This is a genomic window from Pseudomonas sp. D3-27, assembly GCF_051132165.1.
Lineage (GTDB): Bacteria > Pseudomonadota > Gammaproteobacteria > Pseudomonadales > Pseudomonadaceae > Aquipseudomonas.
Genome location: NZ_CP071667.1, coordinates 2,911,811 through 2,926,694, shown reverse-complemented (window position 1 = coordinate 2,926,694; position 14,884 = coordinate 2,911,811). Strand labels below are relative to the sequence as shown.

General features: G+C 63.0%; 14 protein-coding genes. 6 read left to right on the top strand and 8 right to left on the bottom strand.

The annotated features are described in order from the left end of the window. Window positions 1-43: 43 nt before the first annotated feature. On the top strand, window positions 44-1,207 hold the full coding sequence (gene nosP / locus J3P92_RS13375) for a nitric oxide-sensing protein NosP (protein ID WP_434558902.1): 1,164 nt from the start codon (window positions 44-46) through the stop codon (window positions 1,205-1,207). Beyond that, window positions 1,137-3,779, top strand: a complete 2,643-nt coding sequence (nahK, locus tag J3P92_RS13370; protein WP_434647477.1) for a hybrid sensor histidine kinase/response regulator NahK/ErcS' — start codon at window positions 1,137-1,139, stop codon at window positions 3,777-3,779. The genes nosP and nahK overlap by 71 nt, the downstream gene beginning before the upstream one ends. Before the next feature lie 160 nt (window positions 3,780-3,939). Here nahK and J3P92_RS13365 read toward each other — a convergent pair whose 3' ends face one another. The 6 genes from J3P92_RS13365 to J3P92_RS13340 all read right to left on the bottom strand — a co-directional run bounded on the left by J3P92_RS13365 (window position 3,940) and on the right by J3P92_RS13340 (window position 9,124). Next, on the bottom strand, window positions 3,940-4,605 hold the full coding sequence (locus J3P92_RS13365) for a response regulator transcription factor (RefSeq protein WP_039588789.1): 666 nt from the start codon (window positions 4,603-4,605) through the stop codon (window positions 3,940-3,942). Between the two features lie 53 nt (window positions 4,606-4,658). Further along, entirely contained in the window at window positions 4,659-5,192 is a 534-nt protein-coding gene (locus tag J3P92_RS13360) for a PQQ-dependent catabolism-associated CXXCW motif protein (protein ID WP_434647475.1), read from the bottom strand. Window positions 5,193-5,425: 233 nt separating this feature from the next. Beyond that, on the bottom strand, window positions 5,426-6,217 hold the full coding sequence (locus tag J3P92_RS13355) for an ABC transporter permease (RefSeq protein ID WP_434647474.1): 792 nt from the start codon (window positions 6,215-6,217) through the stop codon (window positions 5,426-5,428). Further along, complete coding sequence (locus J3P92_RS13350; RefSeq protein ID WP_434647472.1) at window positions 6,214-6,945, bottom strand: ABC transporter ATP-binding protein; 732 nt, start codon at window positions 6,943-6,945, stop codon at window positions 6,214-6,216. The genes J3P92_RS13355 and J3P92_RS13350 overlap by 4 nt, the downstream gene beginning before the upstream one ends. Beyond that, on the bottom strand, window positions 6,942-7,931 hold the full coding sequence (locus J3P92_RS13345) for a YVTN family beta-propeller repeat protein (RefSeq protein WP_420763884.1): 990 nt from the start codon (window positions 7,929-7,931) through the stop codon (window positions 6,942-6,944). Before J3P92_RS13345 ends, J3P92_RS13350 begins: the two co-directional genes overlap by 4 nt. Window positions 7,932-7,957: 26 nt before the next feature. Further along, complete coding sequence (locus tag J3P92_RS13340) at window positions 7,958-9,124, bottom strand: ABC transporter substrate-binding protein (RefSeq protein WP_434647470.1); 1,167 nt, start codon at window positions 9,122-9,124, stop codon at window positions 7,958-7,960. Between the two features lie 163 nt (window positions 9,125-9,287). Between J3P92_RS13340 and J3P92_RS13335 the strand changes: the two genes are divergently transcribed. The 3 genes from J3P92_RS13335 to J3P92_RS13325 are packed head-to-tail and all read left to right on the top strand — an operon-like array spanning window position 9,288 to window position 11,379. Beyond that, a complete protein-coding gene (locus J3P92_RS13335; RefSeq protein ID WP_434605791.1) occupies window positions 9,288-9,485 on the top strand; it encodes a hypothetical protein in 198 nt (65 codons plus the stop codon). Between the two features lie 2 nt (window positions 9,486-9,487). Continuing rightward, window positions 9,488-10,744, top strand: coding sequence for a histidine kinase (locus J3P92_RS13330; protein WP_434647468.1), 1,257 nt, complete (start codon window positions 9,488-9,490; stop codon window positions 10,742-10,744). Then, the gene (locus tag J3P92_RS13325) at window positions 10,741-11,379 is read left to right on the top strand and encodes a response regulator (protein WP_434647466.1); all 639 of its coding nucleotides are present in this window, start codon (window positions 10,741-10,743) and stop codon (window positions 11,377-11,379) included. The genes J3P92_RS13330 and J3P92_RS13325 overlap by 4 nt, the downstream gene beginning before the upstream one ends. 163 nt (window positions 11,380-11,542) lie before the next feature. Here J3P92_RS13325 and J3P92_RS13320 read toward each other — a convergent pair whose 3' ends face one another. Together J3P92_RS13320 and exaA are read right to left on the bottom strand one after the other, a co-directional pair. Beyond that, window positions 11,543-12,181: a pentapeptide repeat-containing protein gene (locus J3P92_RS13320; RefSeq protein ID WP_434647465.1), complete on the bottom strand. Its 639-nt coding sequence runs from the start codon at window positions 12,179-12,181 to the stop codon at window positions 11,543-11,545. Window positions 12,182-12,314: 133 nt separating this feature from the next. Further along, a complete protein-coding gene (exaA, locus tag J3P92_RS13315; protein ID WP_434647463.1) occupies window positions 12,315-14,171 on the bottom strand; it encodes a quinoprotein ethanol dehydrogenase in 1,857 nt (618 codons plus the stop codon). Window positions 14,172-14,422: 251 nt separating this feature from the next. Here exaA and pedF point away from each other — a divergent pair, with 251 nt between their 5' ends. Next, window positions 14,423-14,884, top strand: coding sequence for a cytochrome c-550 PedF (gene pedF, locus J3P92_RS13310; protein WP_420763890.1), 462 nt, complete (start codon window positions 14,423-14,425; stop codon window positions 14,882-14,884).

Below are 14,884 nucleotides of genomic sequence, written 5' to 3'. Positions count from 1 at the left end.
ATTCGTACACTCAAGGCTCTATCACGCACCGTCGGAGGCGCAGATGCAGCAGGCCCAGAGCGAGGGCGTGGTCAGCGCCATGTCCCAGGCAACGGACGTCGAGCAAGTGGCCCAGGAGCTGGCGCGACAGTTGTTGCACCCGTACCTGGGGTTCGTGCTGTTTTTCTGTTCCGCCGAATACAATCTGCCGGCCCTGGGCCACGCGCTTTCGCGCAGCTTTGGCGGGATCCGGCTGGCGGGATGCACCAGCGCGGGGGAAATCACGCCACAAGGTTACGGCCGCAACTGCGTGACGGCGGTGGGTTTCGACCACCGGCATTTTTCCATCGCTGCCGAACTGATCGGCGAAATGGAGCACTTCAGCCTGATCGATGCCCAGCAGATGGTCGAGCGCCTGGCCAGTGGTTGCCGCAGCAACGCCTTGGCGCCGATCAAGGGCCACAGCTTCGCCTTGACCTTGCTCGACGGTTTGTCTAGCCGCGAGGAGATGGTGCTGGCAGCCTTGAGCGCCGCCCTGGGGGACATCCCGCATTTCGGCGGTTCGGCCGGGGATGACAATTACCTGACCCACACCCACGTCTACTTTGAAGGTCAATTCCACAGCGGCGCGGCCGTGGTGGTGTTGATCAATACTTGGCTGGAGTTCGAAGTGTTTACCACCCACCACATCCTGCCCCGGCAGGAAAAACTGGTGGTGACCGGCGCCGACAGCGCCACGCGCAGGGTCTACGAGCTAAACGCCGAGCCTGCGGCCGAAGAATACGCACGGCACATTGGCGTGCCGGTAAACGCGCTGGATTACCGGGTCTTCGCTGCCCATCCATTGGCCGTGCGCATCAATGACCAGTACTACGTGCGAGCGATCCAGCAGGTCCATTCGGACCTGAGCCTGAGTTTCTATTGCGCGGTGGAGAACGGCATCGTCCTCACCGCCATGAGCCCGGGGCCGTTGCTGCACAACCTGCAAGATCTGTTCGATGGTTTGCAGGCGCGCCTCGGGGACTTGCTGCTGACCCTGGGCTGCGACTGTTTCCTTCGACGCCTGGAGCTGGAAGATCGCGACGGCCTGGAACAGATCGGCCAGTTCCTGCGTGAACATCGGGTGATGGGGTTCAACACCTATGGAGAGCAATTCAATGGCATGCACATCAACCAGACGTTCACCGGAGTTGCCATTGCCCGCCATCGCGTCCCCGACCATCGCTGAACTGCAGGCGCAGCTCGCCGCTCTGGAGCATGAGAACCGCAAGCTGCGGCGCATCAATGAAGCGCTGATCGAGCGGGTGGAATCCGGCGTGACGCGCGGCAGCGACCCATACGCAGCCTTCCAGCATTCGGTGGTGCTGGCCGAACAGGTGCGTGAGCGTACCGACGCCTTGAACCAAGCCATGGCCGAGTTGAAGGCCGGCAACCATTTGCTCGGCGAAGCGCGGTTGCGGGCGGAAACGGCCCATCGGCATTTGATCGACGCGATCGAAAGTATTTCCGATGCCTTCGTGCTGTTCGACGCGCAACAGCGCATCGTCCTGTTCAACAGCCGTTTCAAGGCGTTCTGGGCCCACAGCCGGGTGCGGATCATCGCGGGGATGCGCCTTGCCGAGGTCAAGCGTTTGATGACCGCCAACGGCTTGTTCAGCGAAGAAACCCGCGGCCAGCCCGACGAACCGGTGCTGTACCGATTGCAGAACGGGCGCTGGCTGCAAGTCAGTGAACGGCCGACCCAGGAAGGCGGCCGGGTGATTCTCTTCACCGATATCACCGACGTCAAACTCAGTGAAACCGTGCGCCGGGAACAGGCCATCGCGCAGAAATCCCATCTGTTGCAGCGCGCCGTGGACAACCTGTCCCAGGGCGTGGCGATGGTCAACGCTCAAGGCGTGCTGGAACTGTGGAACCGGCGCTTCCTGGAGCTCAGTGGCCTGGCACCGGTAGCGGCCCATCGGCCGTTCAACGAGGTCATCGCCGACAGCGAGCTGCAACTGCTTACACCGACCAGTCGCGATGGCAATGGCCGGCTGATCCAGGAGTGTGAGCAACGGCTGTCCGATGGCCGAGTCCTGGAGATCCGCACCCATCCACTGCCCACCGGTGGCTACGTCAACACCTTCACCGACATCACCGAGCGCTACCAGCACGCCGAGGCGTTGAGCGAGAGCGAGCGCTGGATCCGCCTGATCACCGACCACGTTCCGGCGCTGATCGCCTATCTCAACGCCGATTTGGTTTATGAGTTCACCAACAAGGTCTACGAGCAATGGTATTGCTGGCCCCGTGGCGTGATGCTCGGCCAGAGCCTGCGAGAAGCCCACAGCGAGCAGCACTATCAGCGCTTGGAAGCCTACGTGGCCCGGGCGCTGGCGGGCGAGAGCGTGACGTTCGAATTCGCCGAGACCAACATCAACAACCAGGAGCGCTACATGCTGCGCTCCTATGTGCCCAACGTGCTGGCCAACGGCGAGGTGGTGGGGATCTTCGTGCTGATCCGCGACATCACCGAGCGCCGTCGCACCGCCGAGGCGTTGCACCAGGCCTATCAAAACCTGGAGCAGCGCGTGCAGGAGCGCACCGCTGAACTGACCAGCCTCAACGACCAGTTGCTGCGCGAGATCGATGAGCGCAGCCGGGTGGAACTGCGCTTGCGTGAAGCCAAGCGCGAGGCCGAGCGGGCCAACCTGTCAAAAACCAAATTCCTCGCGGCGGTCAGCCATGACCTGCTGCAACCGTTGAACGCCGCGCGGCTGTTCACCAGCGCCTTGCTGGAGCGCCGCGAGCCGGTGGCGAACGCGCACCTCGTGCGCAACGTGAGCAATTCGCTGCAGGACGTGGAAAACCTGTTGGGCACCCTGGTGGATATCTCCAAGCTCGACGCCGGCGTGATCAAGGCCGACGTGGCGCCGTTCGCCTTGAGTGAATTGCTCGACAACCTGGCGGCCGAATATCGCCAAGTGGCGCGCAGCGAGGGTCTTGAATTGTGTTTCGTACCTTGTTCGGTGCTGGTGCGCAGTGACATCCAACTGTTGGCGCGGATCCTGCGGAACCTGCTGAGCAATGCGCTGCGCTACACCCCGAACGGGCGGGTTCTGCTGGGATGCCGGCGTCTTGGCAATCGTGTTTCGATCGAGGTCTGGGATTCTGGCATAGGCATCGCCCAGGATCGCCTGGGGGAGATTTTCCAGGAGTTCAAGCGCGGTGATGTCCAGCGACCGAACCAGGATCGAGGCTTGGGCCTGGGGCTGGCGATTGTCGAGAAGATCGCCAGGATACTTGGGCACCGGATCCGGGTGCGCTCATGGCCGGGCAAAGGCTCGGTATTCGCCATTGAGGTGCCCCTCAGCGCCACCGCGCCCAAGCCGCTGCCGTGCCTGGACATGAGCGAGCCCATGCTTGAACGCCTGCGCGGGGCGCGGGTCTGGGTGCTGGATAATGATGGAGCGATCTGCGCCGGCATGCGTACCTTGCTCGAAGGTTGGGGCTGCCTCGTGGTGACTGCGCTGTCGGAACAGGACCTAGCGCGGAAAGTGGACGGCTACCGTGCCGAAGCCGACCTGCTGATCGCCGATTACCACCTGGATCACGACCAGAACGGCGTGGACGCCGTGGCCCGGATCAACGCCTGCCGTGCCTCACCGATCCCGGCCATGATGATCACCGCCAATTACAGCAATGAACTCAAACAGCAGATCCGCGAGCTTGGGCACACACTGATGCACAAGCCGGTGCGGCCGATGAAACTGAAGATTGCGATGAGTCACTTGCTGGGCCAAACAACCAGCCGATGAGTCGAACCGCTTTTGTGGCGAGGGAGCTTGCTCCCGCTGGGCTGCGAAGCAGCCCCATCCTGAACAAGCCTGACACACCGAGGTGCCTGGGTTTGGGGCCGCTTCGCGCCCCAGCGGGAGCAAGCTCCCTCGCCACAGTGTCCCGTTAGTGTTCAGCCGTTCAACGCCGCAAATAAGCCCCGAAATCAATATCCCCCGCGCTGAGAATCGCCTGCACCCGGTTATGCACGTTGAGCTTGCGCAGGATCGCCGAGACGTGGGCCTTGACCGTGGTTTCGGCGATGTCCAGCGTGTAGGCGATCTGCTTGTTCGACTCGCCCTTGGTCATGCGTTCGAGTACCAGCAGTTGCTTGCGCGTCAGGGCCTGGAGCAGTTCGGGCGGGAACGCCGGGGTTTCGTTCAAGCGGCGGCCCGTGGGGCTCTTCTGGGTGCGGATGATGTCCGGCGGCAAGTACACGTTGCCGTTGAGGATCTGCTCGATGGCGTCGGTCATTTGCGAGCGAGGTGAAGACTTGGTGATGAAACCCACCGCGCCATAGGTGATGGCCTGCAGAACGATTTGCTTGTCCTGTTCGGCGGACACGATCACCACGGGGATGGTCGGCGCTTCGTTGCGCAGGTTGATCAGGCCGTTGAGGCCGTGCATGCCGGGCATGTTCAAGTCCAGCAGGATCAAATCCAGGTCGTCGTGTTCGCGGGTCAGCGCCAGGGCGCTGTCCAGGTCGGCGGTTTCCATCACCTCGCTACCGGCGAACCCGTCGCTGATGACGTTGTGGATGGCTTCGCGAAACAGTGGGTGATCGTCGGCTATCAGGATTTTATACATGGCCATTCACCTCGTTATTGTCGTGTTGGGGCAATTGCACGCAGGGCGCTGCATCAGGGAAAAGGTTCGGGGCGGGCCGCTTGCAAGGGCAGGTTGGCCGCCTCCCAGGCGTCGAGGCCGTCGCGGTACCAATACAAATGTTTATAGCCCATGGACGCGGCGCGTTTTACCGCGTTCCAGCTCAACCAGCAATCGGAGCGGCAGTAAAAGACCAAGGGTTGGTCCAGGCGCCCGTCGGTGGCCTTGCGTAGGTGGGAGGTGAAGTAATCTTGCCAGTTCCCCTCCAGCTCACCATCGCCCGTATTGGCCAGCCATAGGCTGCCGGGGAGGTTGGCGTGGGGCTCGGTGTCGATGAAGCGCCCCTGGACCCATGGACGACGGTACACGTCGATCAACACCGGGGCGGGCGTTTGCCCAAGCAGGCGCTGCAAGCCTTCGGTGTCGACGGTTTGCGCGCCCTGGGCGGAGGCGGGCGTGGGGCTGCGGTATTGGGTAATGCGATAGCCCTGCGCCGAAAACAACGCAGTGTCGGCCTGGGCGACATTCAGCGCCAGGCCCAGCAAGACGATGGCCAGCAAACGGGGCATGGGATTTATCCTTTTTGTTATGCGCCCATTACATGCCAGGGTCGAGGTCTTGTGAATGCGACCATAGACAGGAAAAACGGTACTAAAGTAGTAATTTTCATCACGGATCACACAAATCCCCTGTGGGAGCGAGCCTGCTCGCGAAAGCGGTGGGTCAGGCAGCATAGATGTGTCTGGTCTACCGCATTCGCGAGCAGGCTCGCTCCCACAAGGGGCTGTGTGTATCAGGTAGGTCAATTGGCCTTGCGCAACGCCGCATGCTGCGGATTGAACGTCCACACCGCCAGCAGCGCGAACAGCAGCGTCAGCCCCACGCACACAACCATCGCCAGCACATTGAATTGCCCATACAACGCGAACCGCACCAGCTCCACGCCATGGGTGAAGGGGTTCACCGCGCACAGCCAGTACAACCAGGGGCTGGCTTCGAGCATTTTCCACAACGGGTACAGCGCCGAAGACAGGAAAAACATCGGGAAGATGACGAAGTTCATCACCCCGGCGAAGTTCTCCAGCTGGCGGATCGCGTTGGACAACAACAGGCCCAGGGCACTGAGCATCAGCGCCACCAAAAGCAAGGCCGGCAATGCCAGCAGAACGCCCATGGCTGGCGGTTGGACACCGTAGAGCCAGGCGATGGCGAGGAAGGCGTAGACCTGCAAGAGCGAGATCAGCGAGGTTGCGAGCAATTTGCTCGCCAGCAAAAAGGCCCGGGGCAGGGGGCTGGTCAGCAGCACGCGCATGCTGCCCATTTCGCGGTCATAGACCATCGACAGCGAGCCTTGCATGCCATTGAACAACAGGATCATGCAGGCCAGCCCCGGCACGATGTACACCTCATAGGGGATGTAAGTGTCATAAGGCGCGATGATGGCGATGCCCAGCGCCGCCCGGAAGCCGGCGGCGAACACCAGCAGCCACAACAACGGTCGCACCAGTGCGCTGAGCAATCGCGTGCGTTGCAAGACGAAGCGCAGCCATTCGCGCATCACGACGCCAAGGAAACATTGCCAATACGCGTTCATGCGGCAACTCCCGAGGCGGTCAATCGATGAAAGGCCGAGCCGAGACTGCCGCCGTGTTCCTCGCTCACGTCCTCGGCCCGTCCGCTGGCGACCAGCCGGCCCTGATGCACGATCAACAGGTCATCACTGGGCTGCACTTCGTCCAGCAGGTGCGTGGCCCAGAGCACACTGATGTCCTGTTCGCGACACAGTTGGCGAATGTGTTGCCCCAAAGCCTGGCGGCTGGCCGGATCGAGCCCGACGCTCGGCTCGTCCAGCAGCAGCAAGCGCGGTTCGTGGAGCAGGGCCCGGGCGATTTCCACCCGGCGCCGGTGTCCGCCATTGAGGTGGCGCACCCGCTCGTGACGTCGTTCGGTCAACTGCTGGCGGGCCAGTTCGGTTTCAATCCGGGCATCGGCCTGGCGCCGGCAAAAGCCATGCAGCGCGAGGTGATAACGCAGGTTCTGCTCGACGCTCAGGTCCAGGTCGAGCGTGCTTTGCTGGAACACCACGCCCAACTGGCGCAACGCTTGGTGCGGTGACGTGCGCAATGAATGACCGCCGACGCGGATCTCGCCGCGCTGAACATCGTACAGACGCGTCAGCAACGCAATCAGCGTCGACTTCCCAGCGCCGTTCGGTCCGAGGAGGGCGGCGAAGCGTCCGGCCGGTACGCTGAAGCTGATCTGGCGCAGGGCTTGCCGCGCACCATAGGCGAAACTCAGGTCGCTGACCTCCAAGGCGTTCATGGCGTCACCACCACGCCCCAGGGATAGCGGCCGACTTTCACCGACTTGAGCACCTTGCGGCTCTGCACGTCGATCACCGAGACGTCGCCGCTGACTCCATTGGTTGCCAGCAGTTGCTTCTGGTCCGGGGTGAACGCCAACTGCCAGACGCGTCGGCCCACCAGCAGGTAATCCAGCACTTCGAAAGTCTTGGCATCGATCACTGCCACATGGTTAGCCGGGCCCAGGGCGACGAATGCCAGCTTGCCGTCGGCGCTGAGCTTGATGCCCACTGGCTGCACCTTGTCCGGGTGCACGCCCTTGATCTGGAAGGTCAGAGTCTTGAGCACCTGGCGCGAGGCAACGTCGAGGATGGTCAGCGTCCCGCCGATCTCCGCCGAGGCCCAGAGTTGCGTGCCGTCGCGATTGAACTCGACGAAACGCGGCCGTTGGTCCACCAAGGTGTTGTCGGCCAGGGTCTGGGTGCTGGTGTCGATCCAGTGCAGCATGTTGGTGGTTTCGCTGGTGTTGACCGCCCACTTGCCGTCGGGGCTGACGGCCATGCCTTCGGGCTCGACGCCGACGCCGATCTGGCCCAGCACTTCGGAGGTCTGGGTGTCGATCACTGTGACCAGCGCATCGTCCTCGTTGGAAACGTAGAGCCAGCGGTCGTTGGGGTGCAGGGCGAATTGCTCCGGATCCTTGCCGGAGGGCAGCTCCTTGATGATCTTGCGAGTGGCGACGTCCATCACCTGGACGCGGTCCGAATCGCTGGCGCAGATGTACAGCAGGCGGTTGTCATGGGACAACAACAAGCCTCGCGGGCGCTGGCCTACCGGCAAGGTATCGACGACTTCCAGGCTCTGCAGGTCGATCAGGCTGAGGCTGTTGTCTTTTTCGTTGGAGACCCAGGCGATACTGGCGGCAGCGGGACCGGCAAGGAGCAGCGAGGCGCCCAGGGCGAGGGCTTGGCAAAGCAGAGCCGGGTTGAGCAGGGGGCGGCGCATGGCGTCTTCCTTATTGTTGTGATCGATCAGGGGTAGCGACAGCTCACTTCGGGCCGGTCGAAGCCCAGGCTGTCCATTTCGTTGGACGGGTGGAGAAAACCGTCCTGGGGCGACGTGCTGACCAAGGCCCGAGGCTGAACCAGGGGAATCGGTTGGCGCAGTTGACCATTCCAGGGCCGGTAGCTGAGCTTGCGGCCTTTGAATCCATCCAGCGGCAGCTCGTCGCCGAGGGCCAGTTGGCGAATGGCGAATGGCTCGTCCTGGCGCAGCTTGCTCACGGCGGCGGCGATACTGCGCACGGCGATCCAGGCGGCGAAGTCGCGGTCGTTCATCCAGCGGCCGGCCAAGGCTTCGAAGCGCTTTTGCAACTGCGCCGCGCCGTATGTCTCGACGGTCTTGTGCCAACCGGTGGGCGTCAGTCCCTGGGTCCCTGCGACCGGGCGCGGGAGCCAGGTCTGATAGGGCACGTATTCGCCGAAGTCGCCGCGCTCATCGGCTACCAGCACCACGTCGTACTCGGCGGCCTGGGTGAACAGCGGCATATCGGCCTGGGCGCTGCGGCGCTGGTCGTTATCGAACTGCCAAGGTTTCTCGGCGACGATCTTCATGCCGAAGCGTTTCATGGCCCGGCGCAATGCAGCGGCGTAGGCCTGGTCTTCGGGTGTCTGGCCGACGATCAGCAAGGCCCGCTGCCATTTGCGCACGACGCTGAACTGGATCAAGGCGTCGGCCAGTGTTGCGCGGTCGGGCAGGGTGTGCAGCACGTTGCTCAGGCAGCCGCTGGTGCGCAGGCTGTCGTCGGGGCTGCCGGCGTTGAAGAGCAGGCTGTCGGGCAGGGCGGCGCTGAGTTGGCGCAGGCTTTCACCCGGCGCATTCACCACGAACAAACGCAGGCCCTGTTCATGCTGGGCACGGGCGGCCTCCAGCAGTGCTTGGGAATTGTCGACGTTAGCGCTTTCGAGACGGTAGTCGTGCTTGAGAAATCGCCCGGTGCTGTTGCTGTCGATGATCGCCAGTTCGGCGCCGCGCAATCCGGCATCGGTGGGTTCAGGGATGATGTTGGACAGCAGCGGGCCGGGGTCGGGACGGTAACCCAGGTAGCCGATGCGCACCTGCAACGGCGCGGCATCGCTGGCCTGAGCGGTCGATGCGGCCAACAGGTAGATCAGGGCGTAACTGACAAGCCAGCGCATGACGTCCTCCATTGCAGGTAGCGCCAGCATAGGAAGGCCGTGATGCCGGGGAAATATGCAGAAAGTACCGCTGGGGCAGTACCAAGGTAGTAGCTCGGTCCAGGCGCCGGGGTTTTAGGATGCTTTCAATTGTCATTCATCAGGGAGCGGACAGACCGTGCGAATGTTCAAGACGCTGCTGTTGCCGTTGTTGCTGATCCTGAGTTTGATAGGCGTGGATCGACCTAAAGTGTCCTTTGTGGGAGCGAGCCTGCTCGCGAAAGCGTTGGTCCAGCCGACGTTGATGTTGGATGTGCCTTCGCTTTCGCGAGCAGGCTCGCTCCCACAGGGGGCCGGTGTGATTCGCAGATTGGAGCACTGACCATGTCTGCCCTCTGGCGCATCAACCTCTGGGTCACGGCGTTCTTCGCCCTGGTCACCCTGGCCTGCGCAACGCTGCTGTTGCACCAGGCCACGGTGGATGTGCGACGCGAACTGCAATCGGCCGAGTCGGTGGTGCATTACCTGCGCGAGACTGCCCAGCGCGACCCGGCCAGCCTCCAGTCGCGGCTCACCGGCAGCCTGCGTCACGTTCGGGTGCGCTGGTTGGCGCCCGGCGAAAACGCGCCGGCACAGGAGCCTGGCTTGAACGCCTGGTTGGGGCGTCGACTCCTGGCCCAAGGGCCTGCCGCCCAGATCGTCGAGTTGCAGGACGGTCGTCGGGCCTGGATTGCCGTTGACCCCGGTGATGAAGTCGATGAAATCTTCGATTCCCTGGTGCAGTTGCTTGGCGTTTGCGCGATGGCGTTGCTGCTCAGCCTGCTGGCGATCCGCTGGGCGGTGCGCCGGGGCATGCGCCTGCTGGACGAGTTGCTACAGGCGTTGCACCAGGTGTCCAGCGGCGACCTGCAAGTGCATCTGCGGCCCGAGGGCCTATCGGAAGCCCAGCAATTGGCGGCGCATTTCAACCGCATGACCGCCGCCCTGGGCCAGACTCGGGCCGACAATGCGCGGCTGACCCAGGCGTTGCTGGCCGTCCAGGAGCAGGAGCGCAGGTCCCTCGCGCAAACCTTGCACGACGATTTGGGCCAGTACGTGGCAGGTATTCGCGCGAGGGCCTGTTTGTTGCGCCTGGTGATTCATCAGCCGCCCGTGCTGGAGCAGACCGCCAACGAATTGGAAGAACACTGCGATCATTTGCAGCAAGGCTTTCGCGCCTTGGTCAACGACTTGTATCCGGTCGTGCTCCAGCATCTGCCGTTGGGTGAGGCCATTGAATTGTTGGCCCGGCAATGGCAGGACAGCCACGGCATCGCCTGTCAGTTACGGGTCGATGGAGCACCGCCGCCATTGGCCGCATCGCACAAGGCTCAGTTGTACCGCCTGTTGCAGGAAGCGCTGACCAACATCGCACGGCATGCCGACGCCAGCCAGGTGCGGATCCGCATGCAGCACCGCGCCGGTCGCCTACGGCTATGGGTGCGCGATAACGGACGCGGTGCCCAGCAGCGCTCCCGGGCCGGCGTGGGCCTGCATTCGATGGCGGAACGGGCGCGCAGCCTTGGTGGTGAGCTGCGCATCATCAGCCGGCCCGGGGCGGGTTGGGCGCTGGCCTTGAATATTCCCTTGGAGGCCTCATGAACATTTTGTTGGTGGACGACCACGCCGTGGTTCGGCAGGGCTACGCCAGCTTGTTGCGGGCTTTGATGCCACAGCTGCAGGTGCGCGAAGCGGCCTGCGGCGAAGAGGCGTTGAGCCAGGTGCAGGAACAAGTGCCGAACCTGGTGATCATGGACTTCGGCCTGCCGGGGATCAGCGGGCTGGAAACCACCCGGCGCCTGCGTCAACGCTTGCCGCAACTGCGGGTGCTGTTCTTCAGCATGCACGACGAGTTGCCGTTGGTTCGCCAGGCGTTGGACGCGGGCGCTGCGGGCTACCTGACCAAGAACTCGGCGCCGCAGGTATTGATCGAGGCGGTACGGCGAGTGCTGGCCGGCCATGCCTACATCGAGCAGGCCCTGGCCACTCAGTTGGCCTGCGCCACCACCCGCCACAACAGCGATCCACGCCTGCAATCGATGACCCAGCGCGAGCTGGAGATCTTCGTCATGCTCGCCAATGGCACTCCCGCGCGCACCATTGCCGAACAGCTATGCATCAGCTCCAAGACTGTGTCCAACCACCTGACGTTGCTCAAGAGTAAGTTGCAGGTCAGTTCCCATGCCGAGTTGGTGCATTTGGGGATCGATATGGGAGTGGTGCGGGTGTCGGGGTGAGTCCCTGACTTGAAATGCCGGCCAATTGTGGCGAGGGAGCTTGCTCCCGCTGGGGTGCGAAGCGCCCCCAAGGCCGGCGCCTCGGTGTGTCAGGTTAATTGACTCGTACAAATTGGGGCTGCTTCGCACCCCAGCGGGAGCAAGCTCCCTCGCCACGGGAGCTTCATTGTTCCCAAGACGTTGGGCATCCGACACACCCCTGCATATTCGCATCCTGGAAATTCCCGTAATGCTGCCGCGAGCCCGTCAGGTTGGCCCGTTCCAGGTTGCTTTCGCCCAGTTTGACCTCTTGCAGGTTGGCATCGCGCAAGTCGGCGCCCTTGAGGTCGGCTTTGCTCAGCCAGGCCATTTCCAGGTCGGCGGCTTGCAGGTTGGCGTCGTGCAGGCGGGCGCCGGACAAGCGGGCGAACTGGAGATAGGCGGCGGTCAGGTCGGCTCGCTGAAACTGCGCGCCCTGGGCAAACAGGCCCCAGCCCTGGATCGCCTTGAGCGTGGCATCGCTGAAGTCCGCCAGGCGAAGGTTGCTTTGTTGCAGGCTCGCGCGACTCAGGTTGGCGCCCTGTAGCTGGGCCTTTTCTAGATTCGCCAGGTCCAGCCGGGCATGGCGCAGGTCGGCGTCGCGCAGATCCGCGCCGGCGAGGTTCATCTTGCGCAGGTCCTGGTTGGCCAGGTGGGCGCCCCGCAGGTTAGCGCCGGGGCATTGGCTGGATTCGGCAATGAGGCAGCCGTTTAGGGTCAGTGGGGTGTCGTCGGCGTTGGCAAACGCGCTGATGAACAGAAGCAACAAGGGCAATGATTTCATGGCATGAACTCGATGTTAACTGTGGGAGCGAGCTTGCTCGCGATGGCGGTGGTTCAGCCGGCATTGATGTTGACTGACACTGCGCCATCGCGAGCAAGCTCGCTCCCACAAGGGATTGTGGTGGAGGTCAGGGTTATTTCTGCGCCGTCGCCTTATCCCAACTCGGAATCTTGAACACCCAGAACGAACCGCCCTGGGCCACCGGCTTGGTCAGTTCGGCCATGTCTCCGCCCCACAACGGTACGGCGCCGCCGTAGCCAACGGTCACGCCGATGTATTGCTCGCCGTCCTGCTCCCAAGTGACGGGCGGGGAGACAATGCCGCTGCCGGTCTGGAACTTCCACAGCTCTTTGCCGGTTTTCGCGTCGAAGGCCTTGAAGAAGCCATCGCCAGTACCGGTGAACACCAGGTTGCCCTTCGTCGCCAGCACACCGGCCCACAGTGGCAGCGGCTCCTTGTGCTCCCACACCACCTTGCCGGTGGTGGGGTTCATGGCTCGCAGGCTGCCGACGTGGTCGTCATACATGCGCTTGATTCGAAAGCCCATGCCCAGGTAAGCCGAGCCTTTCTTGTAGCTGACTTCCTCGGTCCAGTACTCCTCTTTCCACTGGTTGCCCGGTACGTAGAACAGCCCGGTGTCCTGGCTGTAGGCCATGGGGTTCCAGTTCTTGCCACCGAGGAATGGCGGTGAGACTTCCACCGGCTTGCCCTTGGTTTCACCGGGCAATGGCTTGGCCGGACGCTGGCCAGGGTTTTCCACCGGGCGGCCAGTCTTCAGGTCGATGTGGCTGGCCCAGGTAATGTTGTCGACAAAGGGAAAGGCGTTCTGCAGTTTGCCGTTGTTGCGGTCCACCACGTAGAAGAAGCCGTTGCGGTCGGCGTGGGCGGTGGCCTTGACCATTTTGCCGTCCTTGTCCTTGTAGTCGAACAGCACCAGTTCGTTGTTGCCGGAAAAGTCCCAGGCATCGTTGGGCGTGTGCTGGTAGAACCATTTCACTTCACCGGTGCTGGGGTCGACGCCCACCTGCCCGGAGGTGTAGAGACTGTCGTAATCGTGGGGGTTGCCGTCCTTCGCCGTGCGCGCCCAGGTGTTCCACGGGCCGGGGTTGCCCGCGCCGACGATGATGGTGTCCGTCTCGGGATCGAAACTGGCGCTTTGCCAGGGCGCGCCGCCGCCGTGGCTCCAGGCCTCGACCTTGCCGGTCTCGGTGGTCTTGTCGTCGGGCCAGGACGGCGCCTTGACGTCGCCGGTCGGGGTGCTGTCCTTGCCGTTTAGCCGCCCCATGTGGCCTTCGACGAAGGGGCGCATCCAGACTTCTTCACCGGTGTCCGGATCGCGGGCGAACAATTGCCCGACCACGCCGAACTCGTCGCCGGAGCTGCCATGGATCAGCAAGACCTTGCCGCTGGTCTTGTCCTTGATCAGCACCGGGGCGCCGGTCATGGTGTAGCCGCCGGCGTGATCGCCGAACTTCTTGTTCCACACCACCTTGCCAGTGTTTTTGTCCAAGGCGACGACCCGGGCGTCCAGCGTGCCGAAGTAGATCTTGTCGCCATAGATGGCCGCGCCCCGGTTAACCACGTCGCAGCATGGGCGGATGTTGTCCGGCAGGCGGTGGTTGTAGGTCCACAGGCGCTTGCCGGTCCTGGCGTCGAGGGCGAACACCCGTGAGTACGAGCCGGTGACGTAGACCACGCCGTCGCTGACGATGGCCTGGGATTCCTGGCCGCGTTGCTTCTCGTCGCCGAAGGAATAGGACCAGGCCGGGGTCAGCTTGAAGACGTTCTTGTCGTTGACCTGGGCCAGCGGGCTCCAGCGCTGGGCGTTGGTGCCCATGCCGTATTGCAACACGTCCTTGGTGGTCAGGTGATCGTTGGCGATGTCTTCCCAGGTAACGGCGGCGTTGGCCTGTGGGCCCAGGGACAGGCTGCCGGCCAGCAGCAAGGCAACGGTCAGGGACGAGAGGGCAGGGAGCGTTTTTATTGTCATGGTGGGATTCCCAGTGAGGTTTTGGCCTGACTAGGGTCGGGTCTCGCCCCCCTGGTCCGATACGGAAAAAATCCCGCCCTCGCCGGGAAAACTTCCCAGGGCGCCTGTCTTTGCGACTAGCGTCGGATGGCCTGCTACCAAGGAACTAGACCGCGACCACCAAAGCAGCATTCGGTTGGGGGCAGACGGTTCCTAAGATGACGGCACGGCCTCTGCGAAGAGGTCTTGCGTGCAATTTCGAGGGCATAACAATGACAACAAAACGCAACGCCATCATCGCTACCGCATTGCTGATGGGGCTGACCGGCGCAGGCTCCGCATGGGCCCATGGCAACGTGGTGCCCCAGGCAGTGGAAACCCAGGGACTGACCCCGATCAAAGACACCAACCTGCCGTTGGATGCCGATGGCTGGGCCTCGCAAAACCCCTATCGCAATGCTCCCGAACGGGACAAAGCAGTCGAAATCGGCGCATCGGCGTACAACCAGAACTGCGCGGCCTGCCATGGCCTGGAAGCCAAGTCCGGCGGGATCGCCCCGGACTTGCGCATGCTCGATGCCGCCGAAGCCGGTGACGAATGGTTCGTCGAACGGGTGCGCCATGGCGCGGTGCGCGACGGCCGGGTCTATATGCCGAAGATGGCCGACTACCTGAGCCAGGAAGCGCTGTGGGCGGTGCGGACCTATCTGGACAGCGTACACGTCGAGGAGTGA

Coding starts and splice junctions, on each gene's coding strand:
- nosP (WP_434558902.1), top strand. CDS start 44: ATGCAGCAGGCCCAGAGCGAGGGCGTGGTCAGCGCCATGTCCCAGGCA.
- nahK (WP_434647477.1), top strand. CDS start 1,137: ATGGCATGCACATCAACCAGACGTTCACCGGAGTTGCCATTGCCCGCC.
- J3P92_RS13365 (WP_039588789.1), bottom strand. CDS start 4,605: ATGTATAAAATCCTGATAGCCGACGATCACCCACTGTTTCGCGAAGCC.
- J3P92_RS13360 (WP_434647475.1), bottom strand. CDS start 5,192: ATGCCCCGTTTGCTGGCCATCGTCTTGCTGGGCCTGGCGCTGAATGTC.
- J3P92_RS13355 (WP_434647474.1), bottom strand. CDS start 6,217: ATGAACGCGTATTGGCAATGTTTCCTTGGCGTCGTGATGCGCGAATGG.
- J3P92_RS13350 (WP_434647472.1), bottom strand. CDS start 6,945: ATGAACGCCTTGGAGGTCAGCGACCTGAGTTTCGCCTATGGTGCGCGG.
- J3P92_RS13345 (WP_420763884.1), bottom strand. CDS start 7,931: ATGCGCCGCCCCCTGCTCAACCCGGCTCTGCTTTGCCAAGCCCTCGCC.
- J3P92_RS13340 (WP_434647470.1), bottom strand. CDS start 9,124: ATGCGCTGGCTTGTCAGTTACGCCCTGATCTACCTGTTGGCCGCATCG.
- J3P92_RS13335 (WP_434605791.1), top strand. CDS start 9,288: ATGTTCAAGACGCTGCTGTTGCCGTTGTTGCTGATCCTGAGTTTGATA.
- J3P92_RS13330 (WP_434647468.1), top strand. CDS start 9,488: ATGTCTGCCCTCTGGCGCATCAACCTCTGGGTCACGGCGTTCTTCGCC.
- J3P92_RS13325 (WP_434647466.1), top strand. CDS start 10,741: ATGAACATTTTGTTGGTGGACGACCACGCCGTGGTTCGGCAGGGCTAC.
- J3P92_RS13320 (WP_434647465.1), bottom strand. CDS start 12,181: ATGAAATCATTGCCCTTGTTGCTTCTGTTCATCAGCGCGTTTGCCAAC.
- exaA (WP_434647463.1), bottom strand. CDS start 14,171: ATGACAATAAAAACGCTCCCTGCCCTCTCGTCCCTGACCGTTGCCTTG.
- pedF (WP_420763890.1), top strand. CDS start 14,423: ATGACAACAAAACGCAACGCCATCATCGCTACCGCATTGCTGATGGGG.